Origin of the sequence: Sporosarcina sp. OR05, from assembly GCF_041414805.1 — a bacterium.
GTDB classification, from domain to species: domain Bacteria; phylum Bacillota; class Bacilli; order Bacillales_A; family Planococcaceae; genus Sporosarcina; species Sporosarcina saromensis.
The window spans coordinates 172512-195190 of sequence record NZ_JANKJL010000001.1; the positions used below are offsets into that span (position 1 = coordinate 172512).

General features: G+C 41.9%; 22 protein-coding genes. 15 read left to right on the forward strand and 7 right to left on the reverse strand.

Going from position 1 to position 22679, the window contains the following annotated elements; genetic code table 11:
- Positions 1-970 precede the first annotated feature (970 nt).
- The 4 genes from NRI27_RS00765 to NRI27_RS00780 all read left to right on the forward strand — a co-directional run bounded on the left by NRI27_RS00765 (position 971) and on the right by NRI27_RS00780 (position 3744).
- Complete coding sequence (locus tag NRI27_RS00765; RefSeq protein ID WP_371389157.1) at positions 971-1570, forward strand: hypothetical protein; 600 nt, start codon at positions 971-973, stop codon at positions 1568-1570.
- A 234-nt stretch (positions 1571-1804) separates the two neighbouring features.
- A complete protein-coding gene (locus NRI27_RS00770) occupies positions 1805-2251 on the forward strand; it encodes a GNAT family N-acetyltransferase (RefSeq protein WP_371389158.1) in 447 nt (148 codons plus the stop codon).
- Positions 2252-2393: 142 nt separating this feature from the next.
- On the forward strand, positions 2394-3308 hold the full coding sequence (locus tag NRI27_RS00775) for a hypothetical protein (protein WP_371389159.1): 915 nt from the start codon (positions 2394-2396) through the stop codon (positions 3306-3308).
- Between the two features lie 169 nt (positions 3309-3477).
- Positions 3478-3744, forward strand: a complete 267-nt coding sequence (locus tag NRI27_RS00780; RefSeq protein WP_371389160.1) for a hypothetical protein — start codon at positions 3478-3480, stop codon at positions 3742-3744.
- A 239-nt stretch (positions 3745-3983) separates the two neighbouring features.
- Here the strand turns inward: NRI27_RS00780 and NRI27_RS00785 are convergent, their stop codons facing one another.
- Positions 3984-5390 (reverse strand): plasmid pRiA4b ORF-3 family protein, encoded by a 1407-nt coding sequence (locus NRI27_RS00785; RefSeq protein WP_371389161.1) that lies wholly within the window; start codon positions 5388-5390, stop codon positions 3984-3986.
- Between the two features lie 244 nt (positions 5391-5634).
- On the opposite strand from NRI27_RS00785, the gene NRI27_RS00790 reads away from it, so the two are divergent.
- Both NRI27_RS00790 and NRI27_RS00795 read left to right on the forward strand, forming a co-directional pair.
- Positions 5635-5967 carry a hypothetical protein gene (locus tag NRI27_RS00790; RefSeq protein WP_371389162.1) on the forward strand — a complete coding sequence of 111 codons (333 nt, stop codon included), beginning with the start codon at positions 5635-5637 and terminating at the stop codon, positions 5965-5967.
- Between the two features lie 177 nt (positions 5968-6144).
- Positions 6145-9345 carry an AfsR/SARP family transcriptional regulator gene (locus NRI27_RS00795; protein WP_371389163.1) on the forward strand — a complete coding sequence of 1067 codons (3201 nt, stop codon included), beginning with the start codon at positions 6145-6147 and terminating at the stop codon, positions 9343-9345.
- 214 nt (positions 9346-9559) lie between these two features.
- Here NRI27_RS00795 and NRI27_RS00800 read toward each other — a convergent pair whose 3' ends face one another.
- The 6 genes from NRI27_RS00800 to NRI27_RS00825 form a co-directional block, all read right to left on the reverse strand.
- The gene (locus tag NRI27_RS00800; RefSeq protein WP_371389164.1) at positions 9560-10423 is read right to left on the reverse strand and encodes a hypothetical protein; all 864 of its coding nucleotides are present in this window, start codon (positions 10421-10423) and stop codon (positions 9560-9562) included.
- Between the two features lie 164 nt (positions 10424-10587).
- Entirely contained in the window at positions 10588-11031 is a 444-nt protein-coding gene (locus NRI27_RS00805) for a GNAT family N-acetyltransferase (protein WP_371389165.1), read from the reverse strand.
- Positions 11032-11065: 34 nt separating this feature from the next.
- Entirely contained in the window at positions 11066-11488 is a 423-nt protein-coding gene (gene fosM, locus NRI27_RS00810) for a FosM family fosfomycin resistance protein (protein WP_371389166.1), read from the reverse strand.
- Between the two features lie 104 nt (positions 11489-11592).
- On the reverse strand, positions 11593-12156 hold the full coding sequence (locus NRI27_RS00815; RefSeq protein ID WP_371389167.1) for a hypothetical protein: 564 nt from the start codon (positions 12154-12156) through the stop codon (positions 11593-11595).
- An 83-nt stretch (positions 12157-12239) separates the two neighbouring features.
- Positions 12240-12650: an ABC transporter permease gene (locus NRI27_RS00820; protein ID WP_371389168.1), complete on the reverse strand. Its 411-nt coding sequence runs from the start codon at positions 12648-12650 to the stop codon at positions 12240-12242.
- A 58-nt stretch (positions 12651-12708) separates the two neighbouring features.
- Positions 12709-12921, reverse strand: a complete 213-nt coding sequence (locus tag NRI27_RS00825) for a hypothetical protein (protein WP_371389169.1) — start codon at positions 12919-12921, stop codon at positions 12709-12711.
- Positions 12922-13744: 823 nt separating this feature from the next.
- Between NRI27_RS00825 and NRI27_RS00830 the strand changes: the two genes are divergently transcribed.
- The 9 genes from NRI27_RS00830 to NRI27_RS00870 all read left to right on the forward strand — a co-directional run bounded on the left by NRI27_RS00830 (position 13745) and on the right by NRI27_RS00870 (position 22518).
- Positions 13745-14941: a substrate-binding domain-containing protein gene (locus NRI27_RS00830; RefSeq protein WP_371389655.1), complete on the forward strand. Its 1197-nt coding sequence runs from the start codon at positions 13745-13747 to the stop codon at positions 14939-14941.
- A 95-nt stretch (positions 14942-15036) separates the two neighbouring features.
- Positions 15037-15810 (forward strand): ABC transporter ATP-binding protein, encoded by a 774-nt coding sequence (locus NRI27_RS00835; protein WP_371389170.1) that lies wholly within the window; start codon positions 15037-15039, stop codon positions 15808-15810.
- A complete protein-coding gene (locus tag NRI27_RS00840) occupies positions 15788-16495 on the forward strand; it encodes an ABC transporter ATP-binding protein (RefSeq protein WP_371389171.1) in 708 nt (235 codons plus the stop codon). Before NRI27_RS00835 ends, NRI27_RS00840 begins: the two co-directional genes overlap by 23 nt.
- 13 nt (positions 16496-16508) lie before the next feature.
- On the forward strand, positions 16509-17369 hold the full coding sequence (locus NRI27_RS00845; protein ID WP_317942505.1) for a branched-chain amino acid ABC transporter permease: 861 nt from the start codon (positions 16509-16511) through the stop codon (positions 17367-17369).
- A gap of 4 nt (positions 17370-17373) precedes the next feature.
- Complete coding sequence (locus tag NRI27_RS00850) at positions 17374-18378, forward strand: branched-chain amino acid ABC transporter permease (RefSeq protein ID WP_371389172.1); 1005 nt, start codon at positions 17374-17376, stop codon at positions 18376-18378.
- Complete coding sequence (locus NRI27_RS00855; RefSeq protein ID WP_371389173.1) at positions 18375-19388, forward strand: 3-oxoacyl-ACP synthase; 1014 nt, start codon at positions 18375-18377, stop codon at positions 19386-19388. Before NRI27_RS00850 ends, NRI27_RS00855 begins: the two co-directional genes overlap by 4 nt.
- The gene (phaZ, locus tag NRI27_RS00860) at positions 19388-20272 is read left to right on the forward strand and encodes an intracellular short-chain-length polyhydroxyalkanoate depolymerase (protein ID WP_371389656.1); all 885 of its coding nucleotides are present in this window, start codon (positions 19388-19390) and stop codon (positions 20270-20272) included. Before NRI27_RS00855 ends, phaZ begins: the two co-directional genes overlap by 1 nt.
- 12 nt (positions 20273-20284) lie before the next feature.
- Positions 20285-21025, forward strand: coding sequence for a 3-oxoacyl-ACP reductase FabG (gene fabG, locus NRI27_RS00865; protein WP_371389174.1), 741 nt, complete (start codon positions 20285-20287; stop codon positions 21023-21025).
- Between the two features lie 17 nt (positions 21026-21042).
- Positions 21043-22518, forward strand: coding sequence for a class I adenylate-forming enzyme family protein (locus NRI27_RS00870; protein ID WP_371389175.1), 1476 nt, complete (start codon positions 21043-21045; stop codon positions 22516-22518).
- Positions 22519-22679: the final 161 nt, after the last annotated feature.

Sequence of the window (22679 nt, forward strand, 5' to 3'; positions counted from 1 at the left end):
TAATTGCCGATTTTAGCTTCAGTAAACACCTTAAGTAGTAGAAGGGAAAATGATCTTACGTACAGTGTGAGTTTAAAATGGAATATTATTACTTTACTTTACAAGCAGATTCACAGATATGGTCTTCTTGGCGTGTCTAGTATAGTTAAAAATAGAAACAGCTGGATGAAATTAATATTTTATCTCGGGCTGTTTTTTTATACTCAGTTAATTTGATAGTATTGATGGTTGTAGAATGCAAGTAATTCTACTCATTAGAGCCAAAGTATTGTATATATGTCCATATAAAAATTAACCTTTATTAGTTTGCAATCACAAAGAAAGGAGATGATATAAAATGCCATGTAATTCAAATTTTAAGAATTTATCAATACTTGTAATATTAATTACGGTATTAGATCCGATGTTTCCAAGTTTACTTCCCTCAATTGGATTATATATTGTAAATCTGATTTCTTCACTGTATTTGGAAATAAATAAAATGATAGTAACTTTCTTAGTCTTATTTATTTTATTCAATAAATAAACATTTCTATGGAATTATGATGGGACGAGATCCTACAAAAAACATACTGAAAGAGGGTTTAATTGAATGGATATTTGTATTGTAATAAAACTTAATTATCGATTGATTACCAGATTTTTATTATTAATTATACTTTATAACATTTGGTTTATGTAATAATTGTAGCTACTTTAAACAACACTTGGATAATTGAAGCAAAATCTAAAAACAGTTATAATCATTTAACTGTATCTATTTTAAATTGAGATACTTTGATAGCATCAAGTGAGAAAAAACACTTGATTCAACTCTTTCTAGCTTTTCACAAACTCAATATCAACTCCTTCTTTAGAACGTACATTCTTATTGCATCAATTTTCTTAGAATAAGCCATCATTTAACTAACGGCTATTCCTGTCGATAAATACAGTAGGAATAAACTTGGAATGTATGGAGGAAATCATTTTGAAATTAATTATTGGTGAACAAGTGATCGAGTGCAATAAACCAACAGCAGAAGACGTCATTGAACGGATAAATGAATGCGTAACAGGCGGGCACTATTTCAGTCATTTCATTGCTGATGGAACAGAAGTATATGACGAGCATGAAGAATTTTTGGAACAGAAATTAGAGTCCATTGAAGAGCTGCACGTAGTCATTAAGACGGAGAAGGAATTCATGAATGACGTTCTCTTGTCAGCAGAGGAGTATTTGCAACGGGCAATTCCTGAACTGAGTACACTGGCAGATGATTTCAACCGTGTTCCTACGGCTGATACATGGGATCGATTTGAACTATTGATAGGTGGAGCGGATTGGCTCAATGATATGTTAAAAGTAGTGAATAACAGCCAAGAACGCCCGTCAGATTGGAAGACGTTTCAGAAGCTGACGTCTACGCTACAAGCCGAAGTGTCCAAGCTTGGGAAGGCTTTAGAAAAGAAAAAGAATCGTGAAATTGCGTCTATCTTAAAGAATGGTTTCCTGCCAGTCTTTGAACAGCTAGAGAAGGCATTCGGTGAGACGATTGATTCGGAATTTATTCGTAAAAACTTGAATTAAGACGATGTGTTTTGGGCAGCTTCTATAGGCTGTCTACTTATTTTCTACACCACTAGCCACTATTAAACTTTGGATTTAAACATAATGAGATACATTTAGATTGCCCATCAACAATAATTGGTGAGCAATCTTTTTTATTCCCACAGATAGTAGCCAAGAAATGATATGCCATTGCCAACTCCAATGTTTTTCATTATTGTTAGAATATACATTTATACTTGAAGGAATGATTGCATGATTTACGAAATTCGAAAAGTAGATAAAGAAAATCATGAAGAAGTATTGTCTCTCCGTGTCACTGTTGAACAGCAAGGTTTCATCGAGTCTCCTGCAGAGTGTTTGAAGGATGCTGAGGAGTGGCCGGAGTTTCGGCCAGTTGGATTGTATGCTGATAAGCAGTTAGTCGGTTTTGCGATGTATGGTGCGCTGTTGGACAGTGTGGGCGGGCGGAATTTGTGGATGGATCGGCTTTTAATCGATGCACAGCATCAACGAAAGGGCTATGGCCGGCGGTTTACTGAACTGCTAATTGAGCGCATGCTATCTGAATATGGGGAGCAGCCGATTTACTTGAGTGTATATGAAGAGAACAAAGCAGCGATTCGTATGTATGAGGAATTTGGATTTGCTTTTATAGACGAATATGATTCGGATGGGGAGTTAATATTCAGAAGAGGCTAGCAGAGAGGAATGTGCACTCGATAGAGAAATACATAGAATTTGAAGGTTGTGTGCTTATTCAATATTTACGATTAGGCAAACTGGGTGAAACTCGGCAATTTAGATTTTGATAGCACAGCTGAAACAAGGAGGAATGAATGAAATGATGAAGAAAGCAATAAGGCCAACAAGGGAACAGTTGGAAATTTGGATGGATGCAATATTGCCAGATAAAGACTTGTTTTTTATTCGTGAAGAGGATCTTACCGTATTAGAGGAAAATCTAACAGGTACGCTTTTATTTCCACGTAAAGAATTTTTTAATCACTCTTCATATCAGCATGTTCAAATGGTAAGCAGCTATATGTATTGGACGATTGTTGCAGAAGCAGTTTATGTTGTCGTGGCAGAACCACGTTGGCTCACCGAATTAAATGACGAGACAAGGAGCTTCTTGCTTCTACAACAAACAGAACTTTGTAGTGGGTTGACGATCCCGCTTTCCAAGCTGCAAGATGTAGATTTGATTCCAAAAGAATATATCGTTTCTCAGGAAAGTGAATTATTTGTTGTTATCCGTCGTGCCATGTGGGATGCTCTCTCTTTTGAAGTGAAAGAGGAAATGATCAGATTAACGGGTCAGTTGTATGATGCTTGGGAAGGGAAGCCAGTTCCAGCTAATTTACCCGTTCATTTGAGGCGGTACGCGAATACTTTTTCTGACAAGTCCGGAGCGAACTGTTTGGCTGCTGTTCTTTTTGCAATTAGTACGGAGCCGGAATTGGAGGAATGGATCATCCATGAATGGGTGCATCCTGAGACGTTTGCACTTCACTTGCAACGCTCGGCGTTCGTTAAAACGGAGGATCGATTTATAGGAGGAGACGTTGTCGTCTGGGTGAATGATGAGGACGTTATTCAGCATGCTGCCTATTGCATTGATGGCGTGTTGTTCTTTAATAAAAGTGGTCAGATTTTTACTAACCCGTGGAAAATTGTTGATTGGTCGTATCTAGAAGAGGATTGGAAACGGTATACATCTATCGTTTATAGGAAACATCTTCCGTATCACAGTTAACACTCCCTCTAAAGTGTTAGGGTTTGTCATTTTGCAGAGTGGAGATTAAATCGTCAGAAGTCTGTTTTTATGTTAAAATGAGAAGGAATCGAATGAAAACTGTCGATTCTTGACAATTACACCTAAGGAACATCATATATAATCAATAAAAACAGAAGGAGGGATAAAAATGAGCCAAGTTGTCACCCAAGAAGTCATCTTACAAGCTATTCTCGAGTTAACTGCTCAAGTAAAAGCAAACAAAGATGAATGGAAGGCAGACATCAAAGAAGTAAAAGATGAAATAGGTCTGTTGAAGTCGGATGTAGCCTCGTTAAAAGAGGATGTAGCTACGTTAAAAGAAGATGTTGCCAGCATCAAGGACTGGATGGTAAAGATAGATGAACGTCTTGAAACCATCGATGCAAGATGGATGTCTTTACAAAAGGGTTGCTAGATACACAGGCTAAAGTCGTTAAATTGAAGAAAGTGTTGTAACAACGTGAAAAAGACTTTGCAGTTTCGTTAATTACTAGCCGTTATCTAGGAGAGAAGCCTGGAGTAACGGCTTTATTAATGGAACTAACCATTCTTAATGAAATAGAAAACGCCTGTTGCCATCGAACATGACGTTTCTAGTATGATCACAACAGATTCATTAACCTCTTGACTACATAAAAGTTATAGAAACAGCAATCACTCCCACTCATCCTCGTCATCCTCATCCCAATCAAAATACTGTTCTGGTCCTTCTCCTTTTTCCGCTAACACAAACGGTTCAATTCGATCTGTTCGCTCCCTATCAATTTGCTCAACTTCAACGATAAATGTCCATTCAGCTCCAAAATCATACACATAGAGAAAACGTTGGCCGACTTGTAAGCCGAGCGTATCGATGCGGATTAAGGAAGCATCTGTGTGTTCAAATTCATCGTTTGGAGAGCCAATGCAGTTGTGGGACCACTTTTTACCGTCCATGAAAAAACTGTATAAATGCCCATCTTCAAAGCCGTATGATTGGAGGATGAGTTGATGCAAATCATCCATTGTCGACTGGCCATTAAATACGAGTTTCCTCCATACCCGAGTCTCGTAAAGTACTTTGAATGTATAGGTCCCTTCTTGATAACGCTCCTGTTCACGAGGCAAGGTGTTTATTAATTCCCCTGCAGGAAAGTGTGGAATGAAAGGTTGATGGAACGGTTGATCGCTTTGATCGACTGATAAGTAATCATCCAGTTTGTCGTAATCCTCATCGTTTAGGAAAAATCCAATAATGTCTTCAGTTGGCGTGCCAGGAAACCAATCCGGTTCGTGGTTTTGTTTCCGATAAGCAATGTTCCATTGTTCCAAACTTCTTTTAAAAACAAGAATAGGCATGATTGCCGTCCCTAATTTGGTCAAAGTGATGCTCTTCGCAAAGTATGCGTCTTTCCGAAAGTACTGTTGAATCTGTTCTACATCGTCTTCACATTGCCATAAACCGAACCACTCTAAGTACAGTAAGAAATAATGCCAATTCCAAGTCGATGATTTAATCTCTTGACCTAATGGCGTTTTAGGGGGAGTAATCGAGACAGGCATGCCAGGACCAATTCGGTGTAGCGCAGCAAAAATGTAAGCGTGAGTTGCTTCAGGCGTAGCAGTCGTTAACGTTTGCCAATTCGTATCCACCCAGAAAATCTCTAGTAGAGCACAGTATTTTTCACTACGCGTCAACCGTTTGAATTGGTCAATACGTTCGGTGCTAAGAAGATAGGCACTTGCAGCGTTTCGCTTAATGAGTACCAGTCGGCCATTAATCGCTAAGTGATAAAGGAAATGAATGTAAGGATAAGATTTTTGATCAGAATGGACGGTCGCGAGCAGTGCTTTTACACTAAACAAATCATTCAAGGCTACCAAGTGTTTCCGCGTCATATATTCATTCGTTTTCGTCAAAGCAATCTTATGTTGTTGGCAATAGTCTATAAAACGTTCAAAGTCGGTAATCAAATCCTCTGGAAAATTGCCTTTCTCCTGATGCGTTATTTGAATAATCGGCTTTTCCACTTCGTCTTGAATTTCATCTAAAAATGATAATTGCTGAGGGTGCTTTCTCAATTGGCTACATCTCCTTATAGCATCTCGATGCGTTTTAGTTATGTACAGTTTAGCAATAGTACTCTATGAATTTCTACTACCCAATCAAATACCTAAATACGTTGACAATTTATTAACGTAAGATACTCTTGAATAAGAACGTACATTCCTGTAGGTGGTAAATTTATTCTAAGGATAAACACGTTCAAACATGCTATGATAAGTATAAAGAAAGTCGGACAAAAATTTGAAGGGAGGGAACCTGATGAACAACGAACTTAAAGAGATGTTGCAATCTGTCATTCATGAAGCCATTCAACCACTGTATGACCGATTTGACAAGTTGGAATCCAGGTTTGATGTGCTTGAATCCAGATTCGACCAATTTGAGACGTATACAAAAAACAAATTTGCCGAAGTGGATGCGAAACTTACGACGATTTCACAACAAGTTGCTCAGAACACTGAACAATTGGTGGATATGCGGGAACAGATGGGTATGAAGAGTGAATACATTCCGCAAATGGCCAGAATAAGTGCTCGCTTGGATGAGTTAGAAATTGATATGAAAATCCTTAAAAAAGTGATAGCGAATTAAATGAAATCTCTTCTTCCATTGCGGCTGCTCGCAGTGGTTTTTTTCTTCTTCAGACTATTATTCGAATTCTCCCTTACCACTCACATCATTTCACGATTTCTCCAACTATCAACCAATTCAGAACCTTCTTATGGTAAACTAGACTAAAAGATTCAGTAAAGAAGGTGATCGATACCAATGCAAGTGAAACCGGTCATACAATCGAAGCTTATGGCACCTATGCCAGCTGCTACGTATATGCGTAGAGCTTCATTCATAAAAAAGATGCGGCAAGCGGAGTACGTAAAGTTGACGCTTGTGCATAGTGGTGCGGGGTACGGAAAAAGTTCCGGGCTTTCGGCGTTCATTCATGATTTGAAAGCAGCGTCTAGCTGGTATTCTGTTGCGCAAGAAGATGATGACATCTTGCCGTTCCTCACCCATTTGACACATAGCATTCGCAGAGTCCATCCGGCATTGGATCGATCGCTTGTGGAATGGGAAGAGTCTGTCGTTCTGCCAAAAGACGTTGATATTGAGCAATGGCTCGCAAAATTCATGAATGCACTTTGTGAAATCGAAACACCGTTGTTTATCGTCATCGATGATTTTCATCACGTCGACCATGTGTTTACAATTAATTATATCCTCGAGAAACTCATTTCGTTATTGCCGCCACATGTCCACCTCGTCATCGCATCACGTACGCGGCCGAGGTGGTCGAGTCTCGTGAAATTAAAGTTGTCCGGGCAGTTATGTGAACTAACCGAAGCAGATCTGTTGTTTTCTGAAGATGAAGTTTCCGTGTTTTACGAAGACTATTTTCAACAACCGTTAACGACGGAAGAGGCGGCTTCCATTATACGATTGACAGAAGGATGGGCGATTGCGGTCAACTTATTGGCCATCCATCTGACAGGATCAAACGAAGACTTTTCCATTAAAATGAAACCCGCCTTACAAGACCTATTCGCGTATTTATCGGAAGAAGTGTTCAACCGGATGACACCGCACGAACAGGAATGTGCACTTGCGTTTTCCGTGTTCCAAACGTTTTCCCAAGACGTAATCGAAGCTTTTTATGGCGAGGAAGCAGTCATTGTTTTACGTGAACTTGCGAACCGCCACGTATTCATTCAATCGCTTGGTGAGGGGGTTTATCGTTATCATGCGCTGTTCCAACAATTTCTCGAACGTAAATGGCAATCGATTGATCCGTCTCAATACGTCACCATCCAAAAAAAAGCAGTCGCTTATTTTATTGACGAACGAGATGCGAACCAAGCCGTTTTACATGCTGTAAAGACTGGGGACGCGGATTTCATCGGAGCAGTCATTGTCGAAAATGGAGCTGCTCTCATTCAATCCGGCCAATTTGAATGGTTGCTTGATATTATAAAGACATTAGATGTGGAAATAAAAGACAAGCATTATCCGATTCACTTTTTTGAAGGGGAAGCACACCGCTACCGGGCTTTTTATGAAAAAGCACGTATCGCTTATACAAAATGCATCGACAACGCGACAGTTCAGCAAGATGATTACTATATCGGAAAAGCACATGCCGGGATTGCGCACATTTACTTAGATACGATTCAGCCAGGATTAGCGGACCCGCATTTATTAAATGCCATCGTCTATTCTGAAAAAAGCGAGCGGACCACTTGTTTGGAAAAAGAGCGGCTAAAACGGCAATTCGCTGAAAATCTCGTTAACTTAGGCAAAGCTCAAGCGGCGGAACAATGGGTAAACAGTGAAATCGCGGAGCAACAAATTTTACAAGAAGGAAATTTGGACGCCCGCATTGCATTGCGAACGGGAAAATTGACAGAAGCACAAGCGATCCTGACAACACGCGAACAGAATTCTAATTTACCCGATTCCCATCGAGAGTCCGATGTACTGTTATCGTTACTTTATTCGATGACGGGACAAGCGGAGCTGGCAATGGAATGTGCCGCAAACGGTATTCGATTAGGGGAGGAAGAAAAATCGGCTTTCATCGAAGCGGTCGGTTGGATACGAATGGGGCACGCGAAAGTTTTACATGATGCAAGTGAGACGGAAACTGCAAAAACGTATTATTTGCGGGCGATTGAACAGATGGATGATTTGAAAGTATCTCGTGGAAATGCCGAGCCGTATATGGGGTTATCGATTTTATTGGCAAGGCAAGGAAATTTTACGGAAGCAATTCAATATGGCAAAGCGGGCTTGTTGGAAACGGAACGCGTTCAAGATGGCTGGCTATCCGGCCTCATTCATATTGGACTGGCCATTGTCTATGTGTATGCACAGCAGGAAGATTTTGCGGAAGAACACTTGAAGAAAGCTGAAGCGCTCTTAATACAATGTGGTGATCGATATGGAGAAATGGTAACCGCATTTTGGTTCATGAAGATGTATGGCGCAGCTGGAACTGTCGATTCATTTTCAACTTACGCGAATCGCTTTTTCACAATCCTTGCAGAACGGAAATACGATTTTTATGTAACAACAGACACCATTTTTGGCCCATTTGATCGACAATCGATGCATCCGCTCGTTCTTCAAGCAGCAGAACAACTACCTGAACATGACGGCGTCCAGCATGCGATCCATGTCCTCCAATTACAAGACGTACAAACACATCCAGGTTACAAAGTGGATGTCAACATGTTGGGACCCTTTACTGTCCATCTAGGCATGGAGGAAGTGCATGAACGCAAGTGGCAGCGTGACAAAGCAAAAGAACTGTTCCTTTATTTATTGCTCAATAAAAATCGATTTGTCCCGAAAGAGGAAATCATGCTCGCGTTATGGACTGATGTCGAAGAGAAAACGGCTGATCGGGATTTCAAAGTCGCCCTCAATGCACTCTTAAAAGTACTGGAACCGAACCGGACAGCAAGGGAACCGTCCTTTTTCGTCCTACGGAAACAGACGATGTATCGATTGAACCCGAAAGCGGTCATACAAACAGACGTGGAACGGTTTAAAGTCTACATGGAGAGAGGATTAGCGGAAAAGTCGGCATCGAAAGTAGTAGAAGCTTTGCTGAAAGCCGCTTCGCTCTACAAAGGAAAACTTTTCGAGGAAAAAATGACGGTCGAATGGATTGTGCAGGAACGTGAACAAATGGAACAGCAATACATCCTCGTTCTCGAACGTATCGCGCAATCCTACACCCGTCTGCAGCAATACACCAAAACAATTGAATGGGCAGAAAAACTCGTCCGTCTTGATCCAACATGGGAAGAAGCCTACCGCTTGCTCATGTACGCCCATTACCAACTGCAAAACCGCCCTCAATCCATCAAGTGGTTCAAAAAATGTAAAGAAGTATTACAAAATGAGTACGCCATCAACCCGATGGAAACAACCGAACAAATGTATAAAATGATTATGAATGAACTGTAGGAAGCCTACTTACCGCTTCCTGCAGTTTAATGGAAATGAGAAAATACGCGTACAAAAACGTTAGCAATAGTTTAACAAACCTGTCCCATCAAAAACCGGGTAATGCATTAAAAACGAGCAAAACAAATAGAGAACCGCCAGCCTCGTCTATTGATTGTTTAACGAAATAAGAGTTTCACAATATGTTCTCACCTGTGCTCTTTACTTTCTTCCGTCAATCTCCGGATATCATTTCATACAGATACAACTCATCCCCGTCCAAAAACAGCAATTGATCCTCACGATTATTCACTAATTGTGGAATAACGGGTAGACCGTCTGGTTTTGTTAACTCAATTTTTCGGACAGTCTTAAATTCATTTTCTTTTCGTTTGAGCTCAAAAAGTATTCGTCCTCTAATTCCCTGGTGTGCTACAATTTTATCCCCTTTTACTGCAAATGCTCCTCTAAAAGCAATATCCTCGGTTGAATAGTACTCTGTCTGATTATCTTTTCGAATACCAAACTTTGCATCGATGCTGAAGAAAAAAATGATTTGTCCGTGTGCTGTACCATTCAGTGCTAAACATTCAAAAATAGCATATTGTTTGTCATCTTCTAATGAGTCGATTTGAACTCCAGATGCATTCCAACCGACTAAACCACTACGTCCAATTGGTTTCTCCCATCCGTAATTACCGAAAACACCTTCATCAAAGTACCCAGTCCAAATCTCTTGATCCTTAGTAACATAGACTTTTCCGATGCCGTCACCTAAACAAAATGAGCGTACGAAACTACCGTTCTTATCATAGACGCGAGCGTTTTCTTCAATATTGGATGCATCATGATAGTAAGATCTTGCACAAACCAGAAGTACATGATCATCATCAATGGGCTGTACGTGATGATAATTCCAAGTTTCATTTGGTAAATGAAGCACAGTCTTCTGTCCGTCTTTCACATGAATGACTTGATAATAGTAACTTTCTTCAGTAATCGTTGCAGGGAACGAACCGTTAACTAATGGTGGGTGCTCATTTACGAGTAGGATGTAAACATCATTATCGTGTCCTATTGCAATTGACAATGGTGTCATGTGTTTCAGCTCTTCTTGTAAGTTAGCTATGGGCTGTATAGGTATTTTGGTTATTGATACCAATCTTAATCAGCAACCTTTCATCTATTATTGGTAGGTCTTAGCAAAGCTTGAAAAGATGCGACTTATAAAACGTCCGCTTTGGCTTAGAAATTATTCATCATCTAGTTCAATAACTTCACCATCGTGTAATAACTACTTCCAGGGGGATAATCTTTCACTTCTCCAACGACAACATACCCGTGCAATTCATAAAATGTTTTTGCTTGAAAGTCAAACGTTGTTAACAGTACGTTAGTTGCGCCCTTTTTATAGGCAATGTCTTCGACTCTTTGTAATAACAAACGGCCCAATCCATTGCCACGTAAATTTGGATGGAGCCAAAAGTCATTAATTTCAACCCAATTCCAATAAACTTCCGCTGCAATTCCGCCAATCCAATTCCCGTCATCATCGCCTACAATCAAATGGATAGGTTGTATTGCACCTTGCTGTCTACTATTTTTATGATGGATCGAATGCTCATTATTAAACTCTCTAATTTTCGTTTTAAGAAAAGCCGAAAATTCCTCGTTGCTCTCCAATACGGTATCAATCGTGTAGTTCATCTCATTGTTCTCCAATCAAAGATTCATAGGTTGTTCATTCGAAAAACGACATATGCGGTTTCTCCTGCTTATAATAATCTATTCTTTCTTGCAAAGTACCTGTTTGAAATTCAAACTTGTGGCCATCAGGATCAGTAAAATAAATCGACTTTTTGTCTCGAGCATCTCGAGGTCGTCCTGAAAGAATCGTTACACCAAGCTTCTTCAACAGTTCATATGCATGCGTGAATTCAGCTTCTTCTATTGAAAACGCAATATGTGTATATGATTCGCTTATTTCATTTCGTGGAATATCCTTCTCTTCATTAAGCGCTAACCACAGCCCATTCAAATCAAAATAAGCAGTACTTTTTCCTTTAACGAGCAATTTTGCATTAAACACATCTTCATAAAACCGAATAGACTTCTCTAAATCGGAAACAGAAAACAATAAATGATTTAGACCTTTGACTTGCAATAAATTCACCTCATTTATTCACATATTTCAGCAATACGACAAACGTTTTTTTCAGTTTGATGTATCGTCCAAAGAGTAGAGAATTAATGAATTTGTGCTTAGAATTATTTAATGAGTATTTCTATTTGATCGCCATATTTTTCCATCAATTCATTTAGGTAGGCATTGTTTTTCTTATCAAATTCTTTTAGCTCTACTTCGTCAAAACTATCCGGATCACCAAAGGTTTCTCGGACATATGCATGTATATAGGCAATTTGTTCACTCCTACGTTCTACATAATTTGAATAATAATCTTCAGCATTCATCCCTAACTTCTTTGCTTGCGATGTAATAAATACTTGTATAGATTCTCGTAATGAATCGTTTTCATGTTGTGGTAGCTGCAACAACATTTCCTTTTGGGAAGCAATATCCTTAGAAACGTCTACCTTCATTTCTTTAGCTTCTTGAAGCAATAACTCGAGTTTCACAGCCCCTTCGATGTTTCCTATTACTTTTTCGTCTTCATACATAAACCGTAAATCGCCAATCGTAATTTCTTGTCCATTCACAATCGCAGCAATGTCCTCATCGTCATAATCGCTTAGATTACGACCGCTTCCTTGGCAACCCGCCAACGATATAAGTAATAAAAAAGTAATGACACTGTAGGCAAACCTTTTCATAATGCACCCCCAGTCCTTTGTTCAATTTAAATAATGAAAAGTTTCTCCATTTCAATTCCCGCAATTTTCAACTCCTCAGTTCACTAACTCCAATGTGTTTTTTGTTTCAATGAATGATTGCTAAGGAAGTAAAAGATTGTAATAACAACTGCGCAAACAAAAGGATAGCCAAAATAAACTGAAAAACGCATATGGTCCACTAAACTAAACTCTCCCCATTCAAGCCATAATCGCCAACCCATTCCTATGGAGCTTAGTATTAAGGCAAGCATAAAAACAACCCAAACTTTATCTAAAAATAAGCCTGCAAAAATATTAGCCGCAAGGAAATATAGGAATAATGTCAAACTCAAACTGAACAAGTTAAACCCTTTTAATCCTGGTATTACAAACGTGAATGTAATTCCCGAATAGAAAAGGATGATGCATACCGCGAGTAACAGAAATGCAGTTCTTGAATCTCCTACTCTTTCATAAAACTGTTCGCTTAACAAATGCAACCCCCCATACCTACTCTACATCGTCATTTCATTTGTATTGTACGTAACTTGCTCATTTCTTACACTCGAACGAATAGCTGCTCGTCACAGAATTATGGATTTCCAAAACAATACTTCCGCCAACCTCATAACACCCTTCACTCGCGAGTTTAATCTCTTTCGTATTAAAGTAACTCGTAGTCAATACCATAAACGCAACAATGAGCAATACAACTGCGCCCACTGACCATACTTTCGTCGTAACGGTTTTCCTTTGTTGCTCCATCTTTACCACTCCTTTCTCAGCAAGAACGTCAACAACAATAACTCTCCAATTTAACGGACAAACTTCTTACCATCTTCTACGTATTAAAATCATATAAGTTCCAATAATTCTTACGATAGTTAGCGGCATTGTTAATTTGGACATACCTTTATCTCGTAATTGTGTATAGAATTGTATTTTTCTTTTTTGGATTTCTTTCTAAGGATGTAATTTGAACATCACCAATCCCCTAATAGTTGAATGGAGCGAAAGGCGAAGTGCAAAGACGTGCTCTTTTGTTCGCAAGGCTGGAGCAAAACATGAAAATAGGCAGAAGTCAAATTTTTTATCATGCTTTTTTCTGCTTTTACAATGTTTCTTTTCGGTATTTAAGAGTGGATCGGAGCGGAAAAAGGCCGACTCCTGCGGGATTGTAGCGCGAATGTTGAGACCCCACAGGAAGCAAAGCGAAGCGACGCGGACGAGGAGGCTCAAGCGCGCCCCGCGGAAAGCGTGCCTTTTGGAGCGCAGAGGAACGGTTTTTTGAGCTTTGTCTTAGCCACTTTCAAGTGGGGGAAAAAGGGATAGGCAAGACCCTGCAGTGTCGTCCTCTGTAGCGTAAATCACCCTCCCTAGACTGGTATCTGTTCATTCTAAGACTTGCCTTAATTTCTGCACAGTTCGCAGAAATACGGCAAATCGAACCACCTTCGTGGTTCGATTTGTAACTGAAATGTAACTCGCATCCTTTACAGTAAGAACTAGAAAGAAAGCGGTTACAAAAACGACATGAAAAGAGGGGTTCACGTTGAAGAAAAAGCTATGGTTGTTCTCTTTACTTGCAATGATGCTCATCATCCTTGCCGCTTGTAACACTGACGAAGACACGGAAAAACCGGAAGCGTCCACTGGAGACGATAACGGTGAAGAAGTGCAAGGTACCATCAAAATCGGTGTCCTCGCTTCCTTGACCGGAGCACTTGAAGCGTATGGTAAGCAAACAAAACAAGGCTTCGAGTTAGGTCTTGAATATGCGACAGGCGGCACGATGGAAGTCGCAGGTAAGAAAATCGAAGTCGTCTTTGAGGACACAGAAACAAAGCCTGAAGTCGCTGTACAAAAAGCTACGAAACTATTAGAAGAAGACGAAGTGGACTTCATCGTCGGTTCTTCTAGCTCAGGGGATACATTGGCAGTTCTTCCGCTTGCTGAAGAATATGAAAAAATTATGATCGTTGAACCGGCTGTTGCGGACAGCATCACAGGTTCTGAATTCAACCCGTTTATCTTCCGTACAGCGCGTAACTCATCACAAGATGCTGTTGCTGGAGCTGCAGCTATTGCAGGACCGGGCGTGAAGATTGCTACGTTTGCACCGGATTATTCTTTCGGTTGGGATGGCGTCGCAGCGTTTAAAAAAGCAGCTGAAGATTTAGGGGCTGAAGTTGTCCTTGAAGAGTTTGCAGATCCTGCAGCTACAGACTTCACATCCAACCTACAAAAAATTATTGAAGAAGATCCAGATTTCTTGTATGTCGTATGGGCGGGTGCCAACTCCCCTTGGAACCAAATTGCAGATTTGAAGCTCCAGGAAAAAGGCATCAAGATTTCAACAGGTGCACCGGATATCGCGGCACTTTCTGTGATGGAACCACTTATCGGGATGGAAGGGTTCACGGTTTATTACCATACGCTGCCTGACAATGAAGTGAATGACTGGCTCGTGAAAGAACACAAAGAACGTTTTAATGGCGAAGTTCCGGATTTATTCACACCGGGGGGCATGTCAGCGGCGATTGCTATTGTTGAAGCGTTGAAGAAATCTGAAGGGGATGCAGACGGTAACAACTTGATTAGCATTATGGAAGGGATGTCCTTTGAAACTCCTAAAGGAACGATGACATTCCGAGAAGAAGACCACCAAGCGATGCAATCCCTGTATTCCATCAAGCTTGAAAAACAAGACGGTGTCCCTTATCCAGTGCCAGTTCTTATTCGAGAACTCACACCGGATGAGACGGAGCCACCGATTAATAACTAAATAAGATGGACAGTGCGCGTACTGTCCTTCTCAATCGGATGAACCGTGCATTCATCCGATTGAGAAGGATGGAACAGGTGGGAGGAGAGGGAAAGATGGATCCAATTTTAAAGACCGATCAGTTAACGATCCGTTTCGGCGGACATACAGCAGTTTCCAACGTCAGTTTTGAAATGCCTGCGCGACAATTAAAATCAATTATTGGCCCAAATGGTGCGGGCAAGACGACGTTTTTTAATTTGCTAAGTGGTGAATTAAAACCGACAGAAGGCGAAGTGTTCTTTAAAGGAAAACGGATTACAACGATGTCTGCAGTTGCACGCACACGTCTAGGACTTGGCCGTTCCTTTCAAATTACAAACGTCTTTCCGAATTTGACGGTGCTTGAAAACGTTCGGCTTGCTGTGCAATCAAAAAAGAATATCCGGTACCAGATGACGCGCCACTTCTTTCATTACAAGGCGTTAATGGAAGAAGCGCAACAGCTCATCGATCTCGTGTTGTTACAAGGTAGGGAGCACGCAATTGCGAGCCAATTGTCTCATGGGGAAAAGCGGAAATTGGAAATTGCGATGTTGTTAGCACTTGATACCGAAGTATTGTTGCTGGATGAACCGACGGCAGGGATGTCACTTGAAGAAGTGCCGGCTATTTTGGATGTCATTAAGAAAATCAAACAAAAAGGCGACAAGACGATTTTATTAATTGAGCACAAGATGGACATGATTCTTGATTTGTCGGATTCAATCATGGTGCTGTTTAACGGCAAATTACTTGCTGATGGCAGTCCGCAAGAAATTATGGACAACGAAACCGTGCAAAATGCGTATTTAGGAGGTCTCTATGATGAAAACGCTGTTGAAAGTTGACGATATCCATACGCATATTGGGCAGTACCATATTTTGCAAGGCATCTCGTTTGAAGCACGCGTTGGGGAAGTAAGTGTTTTGCTCGGCCGGAATGGAGCTGGCAAAACGACGACATTAAAAACGATTATGGGGCTAACGCCAGCTTCTAAAGGAAGTGTCACGTTTGACGAACGGGACATTACGAAACGGGCTACATACGACATTGCGAATTCAGGCATCGGTTACGTGCCGGAAGACCAGGGAATCTTCGGTGAGTTAACGGTCGAAGAAAATATGAAAGTTGCGATGCGAAAAGAGGACGACGAAACGTTGGCGAGACAAGAATATGTCCTGGAGTTATTCCCGGATCTAAAAACGTATTGGAAGAAAGACGGCGGACACTTGTCAGGTGGGCAAAAACAAATGCTCGCGATGGCGCGAGCGTTTGTACATGAAAACAAATTGCTGCTGATCGATGAACCATCGAAAGGGCTTGCCCCGATTGTCATTGAAAAAGTGATGGAAGCCATTATGGAAATGAAAAAGAAGACGACGATTGTCCTCGTTGAACAGAATTTCATCATGGCGAGTCGAATTGGGGATCGCTACACGTTGATCGATGACGGAGCGACTGTGCAAACGGGCGCCATGAAAGAACTGATTCATGATGAAGAAGTGAAACGCAAATATTTAGGGATTGGATGAAGGAGGCGGAACGATGGAGTTACTAATCAATTTGACGATAAATGGTTTAGCTACGGGGATGCTCATTTTTCTTCTCGCTTCCGGATTGACGTTGATTTTTGGCTTGATGAGTGTACTGAACTTTGCACATGGCGGCTTATTTGCTTGGGGAGCCTATTCGGGTGTGTGGTTTTACGCATTGACGGATAGTTTCGTGCTGGGCATTGTCGGTGCGATTATTACTGGAATCGTTCTAGGGTTTATTACAGAAAAGCTCATCATTACACCCGTGTATGGCAATCACGTTCAACAAATCCTTATTACACTCGGGTTCATGCTCGTGTTGACGGAGTTGCTGAAAGTTGTTTGGGGGCCCAATCAAATCGCAGCGAAAGTACCGCCTTATTTAGCGGGAAGTTGGGAGTTTGGGGATGTCCTCATTATTAAATACCGACTGTTCATCATCATCGTCGGCTTTGTCATTTTTGGTTTGTTTCAGTACATGTTACAAAAAACGAAAATTGGTCTCATTGTTCGTGCAGGGGTTATGAACAAAGAGATGGTGCAAGCACTCGGCATTAACATTAAACGCGTGTTCTTGTATGTGTTCATGGCTGGGGCTGCACTTGCGGCGTTAGGTGGAGCGTTAATGGCGCCGTATTCAGGTGTTGTGTACGCAGAGATGGGGTTTGAATTTGCGATTTTGGCTTTCATCGTCGTTGTTATCGGCGGTATGGGGAGCTTTCCGGGTTCATTGCTGGCGGCGATTCTTGTTGGTTTGGCAGGAAGCTATATGGCTTATTACGTTCCGGCACTTTCACTTGCGGTCAATATGATGCTCATGGCGATTGTATTAATATTCCGTCCGCAAGGGCTATTTACGGCAAAGGGGTGACGGCATGAAACAGAAATTTCAATGGAACAACTATTTACTTGGCGTTGTCGTTTTGGCACTTGTCATCTTCCCGTTCGTATCGGATTCCAGGACGTGGACGATCTTATTGACCCAAATCTTCATCTTTTCGATTCTAGCAATGAGTTACGATATTTTGCTTGGTTACACAGGGATCGTATCGTTCGGGCATGCGATGTTTTTCGGGATGGGTGCTTATACGACAGCCATTATGCTGAAAAAAGCAGAGCCGACGATGACCGTGTTTTTCCTGTCGATTGGGGTCGGCATGTTGTTGGCAGGCGTCATCAGTTTTTTTATCGGTTTGTTGACATTACGGTTGAAGAGTCACTTCTTTGCGATGCTTACACTCGCCGTATCGGGCTTGTTTTTGGTGCTTGCTGAAAAGTGGCGAACGTTAACGTATGGGAATGACGGCTTTACGTTTAAAGCCCCAGAATTTTTCAAAGACCGTATGATGTTTTATTTCTTAGTGCTCGCTATGTTAGTGCTTGTGTATATCTGCTTACGCCGATTTGTCAATTCGCCGTTTGGGCGCGTGCTTGTTGCGGTTCGTGAGAATGAACAACGGACACAATCACTCGGTTTTAACCCGCTGCATTACAAAGTGATTGCATCGGTCGTTGCTGGGGTTATCGCGAGTTTGGCAGGTTCGTTATATGCCGTTTCTTTACGGTTTGTCAATACGAGTGTGCTCGCAATGGACATTACGTTGGACGCGTTGCTGATGACAATCATCGGTGGTGTCGGTACGTTGATCGGCCCGATTGTCGGTGCGGGCATTATTGAGTTAACGCAACATTATTTGTCAGGCCTTGCAAAAGAGTATCCGATTTTTGAACGATGGATCATTTTCTTCGGCATCATTTATATTTTAGCCGTTATCTTCTTTCCGAGAGGTGTCGTCGGTACAATACGTGAAAAAATGTGGAAAAGGCAGGCGAAGAAGAGTGAAGTGAAACCGGTCACGAAGAAGGAGGGATTAGGATGACTGTGGGGATTGTCAGTACAGGCATGTATATTCCTTCTTCCAAAATGACTGGTGAGGAAATTGCTGAACGTGCGAATTTACCGATTGAAGTTGTGAAAACGAAGATGGGCATTTCGGAAAAGCCGATTCCGGGTGAACAAGATCATACGGTTGCGATGGCTATATGGGCTGCGCAGGACGCGATGCGAAAAGGCGGCGTTGATGCAAAAGAAATTGATGTCATCATTTACATTGGTGAAGAACATAAGGAATATCCATTATGGACGGCGGCTATTAAGATCCAAGAAGAAATTGGTGCCCATCATGCATGGGGATTTGACGTAGCACTTCGTTGTGGAACGACGATTATGGCGATGAAGGTCGCGAAAAGCCTACTACTCACGGATCCTTCCATTCAGACGGTCTTATTGGCGGGCGGTTATCGAAATGGCGATTTTATCGATTATGAAAATGAACGTACGCGCTTCATGTTCAATTTAGGTGCTGGTGGTGCTGCAATGATACTTCGCCGCGATCACCCGACGAACCTCATTTTAGAAGCAGAAATCATGACAGATGGGTCATTTTCAGAAGATGTCGTCGTTCCGATTGGTGGTACGAAGCACCCGTTGACACCGGCTGATTTGGCGAATGGCTTGTATCGATTGGATGTGTTAGATCCGGTCGGCATGAAAGAGCGGCTTGAACAGAAATCCATGCAAAACTTCTTAAAAGTCATCCGCAGTTCATTGCAAAAAAGTGGGTATCACGAAAAGGACCTCGATTATTTGGCCATTTTGCATATGAAGCGGTCTGCTCATGACTATGTGTTGCGAGAACTCGGTCTAGCGGATGAACAATCAATCTACTTGCACGAGTTCGGGCATATCGGCCAGATGGATCAAATCCTATCATTGGAGCTTGCGCAACAAGCAGGCAAACTGAAAGACGGAGACATTACAGTTCTTGTCAGTGCCGGAATCGGGTATGCTTGGGGGGCAGTCACTGTGAAATGGGGAGGAGAGAAATGATGGAATTGAAAAAAGTCGCTTTGGCAAATGGGGAACAGATTGCGTATCGTGAACGCGCTGGCGGTGAGCGAGTTGTCGTACTCGTCCACGGCAATATGACGTCTTCCAAGCATTGGGATATGCTCTTGGAAAAGTTGGACGACAAGTTTACGGTATTTGCACCAGATCTGCGTGGATTCGGGGAGTCTACGTATCATGAACGGATTACGAGTATAAGAGATTTCTCAGAGGACGTGCATCATGTAATTGAAGCGCTGAACTTGGAGAAATTCGACATGGTTGGCTGGTCGACAGGCGGTGCAGTAGCGATGCAATACATCGCGGATCATCCAGGAAAGTGTGAAAAACTCGTCTTACTCGCTTCTGCTTCGACACGCGGTTACCCGTTTTTCGGCACGAATGAAGACGGCAGTCCAAATTTAGAACGACGGTTAGTTTCACTTGCAGATGTCGAACAGGACGCTGGAAAAACAAAAGCGATTCAAGGCTTGTACGATTCCGCCAATCGAGAAGGGTTAAAAGCAGTTTGGAATGCGTTAATTTATACGCATAACACGCCAGACGCAGACAAGTACGAGGAGTACGTTGACGATATGTTGACACAGCGAAATTTGGCAGATGTGTATTATGCATTAAATACATTCAACATCAGTTCAATGCATAATGGAGTAACAGAAGGGTCAAATCAAGTGAAGGACATTCAAATACCGACACTTGTTTTAAGAGGCGATAGAGATTATGTGGTCACGGAACAAATGACGAATGAAATAATGGAAGATTTCGGAGACAATGCGCAATTTATCGCTTTAACGGATATGGGGCATTCTCCACTCGTCGATGATATAGATACGTTAACAAAAACCATTGAAACGTTTTTAGATTAAGGAGATGGCAACATGCGACTACAAGGGAAAGTAGCAATTATTACAGGTGGTGCAAACGGAATCGGCCTTGCTGCTTGTCACAGATTTGCTGAAGAAGGGGCTTCTGTCATGATGGCAGATTTTGATGAAACAGCAGGGAAGGAACAAGTTGCGGCTTGTAAGGAAAAGGGCTATGACGTAACGTTTTGCCAAGTAAATGTAGTGGATCGCGACAGTGTCGCACGATTAGTGGAAGAAACGATTGCTCGATTCGGCAAAATTGATGTGTTAATTAACAATGCGGGCATTACAAATGATGCAACGTTGTTGAAAATGGATCCGGCAGATTTTCAACGCGTGCTGGATGTGAATTTGACAGGAGTTTTTAATTGCACGCAAGCGGTTGTTCCGAAAATGATTGAAGCGGGTGCAGGGAAAATCATTAATACGTCTTCCGTCAGTGGCGTTTATGGGAATTTCGGACAGACGAATTACGCGGCGACGAAAGCGGCAGTCATCGGCATGACGAAAACGTGGGCAAAGGAATTTGGACGCAAGGGCATTAATGTCAATGCGGTCGCGCCTGGCTTTACTGCGACGGCAATGGTGAAGAAGATGCCTGAGAAAGTGATCGACCAAATGGCGTCTGCTGTTTCACTGCAACGACTTGGCAAGCCGGAAGACATTGCAAATGCGTATTTGTTTTTAGCGAGCAATGAATCGGATTATGTACATGGGCATGTGCTACACGTGGATGGCGGCATCATGATGTAATGGAAGGAGGAAGTCCAATGTTTCATACGTGTAACTGGATCATTGAAAGAACAGCGTTATCAACTGAACACATTGCTTTGATAGATATTCACACAGGTGAACGTGTGTCGTATGGCGTGTTACAAAATCGGATTGATCGATGGGCTTCCTTTTTCCATACGAAAGGGTTCACGAAGGGTGAACGGATTGCTGTTTATTCACCGAATAAGCCTGAGTTGTTTGCCATTTTGTTTGCATGTGAGCAAGTCGGTTTAATCTACGTGCCGTTGAACTGGCGATTGAGCCAAGCGGAGTTACAAGGTGTTTTGGACGATTGTAAACCAATTCTTACGCTATACGATGAGGGGTTCGAAGCATCCGTTCAGCAGTTAAAGATGAATGAGGCACATCGGTTAACGATCGTTGAGCAAGTGCCGATCACGACAGATTGGACCCCGAATGTACTTAATCAAGCTGAAGATCCGTGGATGATCATTTATACAGGCGGTACGACCGGTGCACCTAAAGGGGTAGTTCTCTCCTATACATCCATTAACTGGAATGCGTTAAATACGATTTCTACATGGGGATTAACAGAAAACGACGTGACGATCAATTACATGCCATTGTTTCATACAGGTGGATTAAACGCATTAAGTATTCCTTTATTCATGGCCGGTGGAACGGTTGCGATTGGCCACCAATTCGATGCTGAAGAAGCTTTACGTGCCACTAATCACTATGAAGCAACCATTTCGTTGTTCGTGCCAACGATGTACCAAATGATGATGCAGACGGATTATTTCAAGCATGCTTCCTTTCCGACCATGGATTGTTTTCTGTCGGGTGGAGCACCTTGTCCTGAAACCGTCTACCGTGCATTCCATAAAAAAGGATTGTGTTTTAAAGAAGGATACGGTTTGACGGAGGCGGGGCCAAACAACTTTTTCATCCGACCGGAAGATGCTGCGCGAAAAATAGGTTCGGTCGGCAAGAGCATGCTTTTTAACGAAACAGTTGTGCGAGATGAGAATGGTAACCGTTGTGCTCCCGGTGAGATTGGTGAACTTTTCGTGAAAGGTCCGCACATGTTCAGCGGTTATTGGAACAATCCCACGCAAACGTCAGAAACGATTCAAAATGGCTGGATACGGACGGGTGACTTGGCAAAAGTGGATGCAGACGGAGATACATACATTGTCGGCCGAAAAAAGGATATGATTATTACAGGCGGTGAAAACGTCTATCCGCAAGAAGTCGAACAGTGTTTGATCACTTTTGATGGAATTCGGGAAGTGGCTGTAGTTGGGATGTCAGACGACGTCTGGGGCGAAAAAGTCGTCGCATTCGTGGCTGTTTATGATGAGGTGGAAGTTGACCGAGAATCGCTCTTGTCGCATTGCAAACATAAATTGGCTGCATACAAGATTCCAAAAGAAGTTATCGTCGTACCCGAATTGCCGAAAACCCATGTCGGGAAAATCAATAAAAGTGAGTTGCTTGCACGGTTGTGAAACGCATGTCTATTTGTCAGTAGCCCTAAATGGTTACTGGCAATTTTTTGTCTGGATGTGCCAATGAAATAGGATGGCTTGTATGGTATCCTTATGCTAATTGCTGTCGACGTGAACGAGGATGGAAACAATATAGAATAGTAATATCAAATCGGAAAATT

Coding starts and splice junctions, on each gene's coding strand:
- NRI27_RS00770 (WP_371389158.1), top strand. CDS start 1,805: ATGATTTACGAAATTCGAAAAGTAGATAAAGAAAATCATGAAGAAGTA.
- NRI27_RS00775 (WP_371389159.1), top strand. CDS start 2,394: ATGATGAAGAAAGCAATAAGGCCAACAAGGGAACAGTTGGAAATTTGG.
- NRI27_RS00780 (WP_371389160.1), top strand. CDS start 3,478: ATGAGCCAAGTTGTCACCCAAGAAGTCATCTTACAAGCTATTCTCGAG.
- NRI27_RS00790 (WP_371389162.1), top strand. CDS start 5,635: ATGAACAACGAACTTAAAGAGATGTTGCAATCTGTCATTCATGAAGCC.
- NRI27_RS00795 (WP_371389163.1), top strand. CDS start 6,145: ATGCAAGTGAAACCGGTCATACAATCGAAGCTTATGGCACCTATGCCA.
- NRI27_RS00800 (WP_371389164.1), bottom strand. CDS start 10,423: ATGACACCATTGTCAATTGCAATAGGACACGATAATGATGTTTACATC.
- NRI27_RS00805 (WP_371389165.1), bottom strand. CDS start 11,031: ATGAACTACACGATTGATACCGTATTGGAGAGCAACGAGGAATTTTCG.
- NRI27_RS00815 (WP_371389167.1), bottom strand. CDS start 12,156: ATGAAAAGGTTTGCCTACAGTGTCATTACTTTTTTATTACTTATATCG.
- NRI27_RS00825 (WP_371389169.1), bottom strand. CDS start 12,921: ATGGAGCAACAAAGGAAAACCGTTACGACGAAAGTATGGTCAGTGGGC.
- NRI27_RS00830 (WP_371389655.1), top strand. CDS start 13,745: ATGATGCTCATCATCCTTGCCGCTTGTAACACTGACGAAGACACGGAA.
- NRI27_RS00835 (WP_371389170.1), top strand. CDS start 15,037: ATGGATCCAATTTTAAAGACCGATCAGTTAACGATCCGTTTCGGCGGA.
- NRI27_RS00840 (WP_371389171.1), top strand. CDS start 15,788: ATGAAAACGCTGTTGAAAGTTGACGATATCCATACGCATATTGGGCAG.
- NRI27_RS00845 (WP_317942505.1), top strand. CDS start 16,509: ATGGAGTTACTAATCAATTTGACGATAAATGGTTTAGCTACGGGGATG.
- NRI27_RS00850 (WP_371389172.1), top strand. CDS start 17,374: ATGAAACAGAAATTTCAATGGAACAACTATTTACTTGGCGTTGTCGTT.
- NRI27_RS00855 (WP_371389173.1), top strand. CDS start 18,375: ATGACTGTGGGGATTGTCAGTACAGGCATGTATATTCCTTCTTCCAAA.
- phaZ (WP_371389656.1), top strand. CDS start 19,388: ATGGAATTGAAAAAAGTCGCTTTGGCAAATGGGGAACAGATTGCGTAT.
- fabG (WP_371389174.1), top strand. CDS start 20,285: ATGCGACTACAAGGGAAAGTAGCAATTATTACAGGTGGTGCAAACGGA.
- NRI27_RS00870 (WP_371389175.1), top strand. CDS start 21,043: ATGTTTCATACGTGTAACTGGATCATTGAAAGAACAGCGTTATCAACT.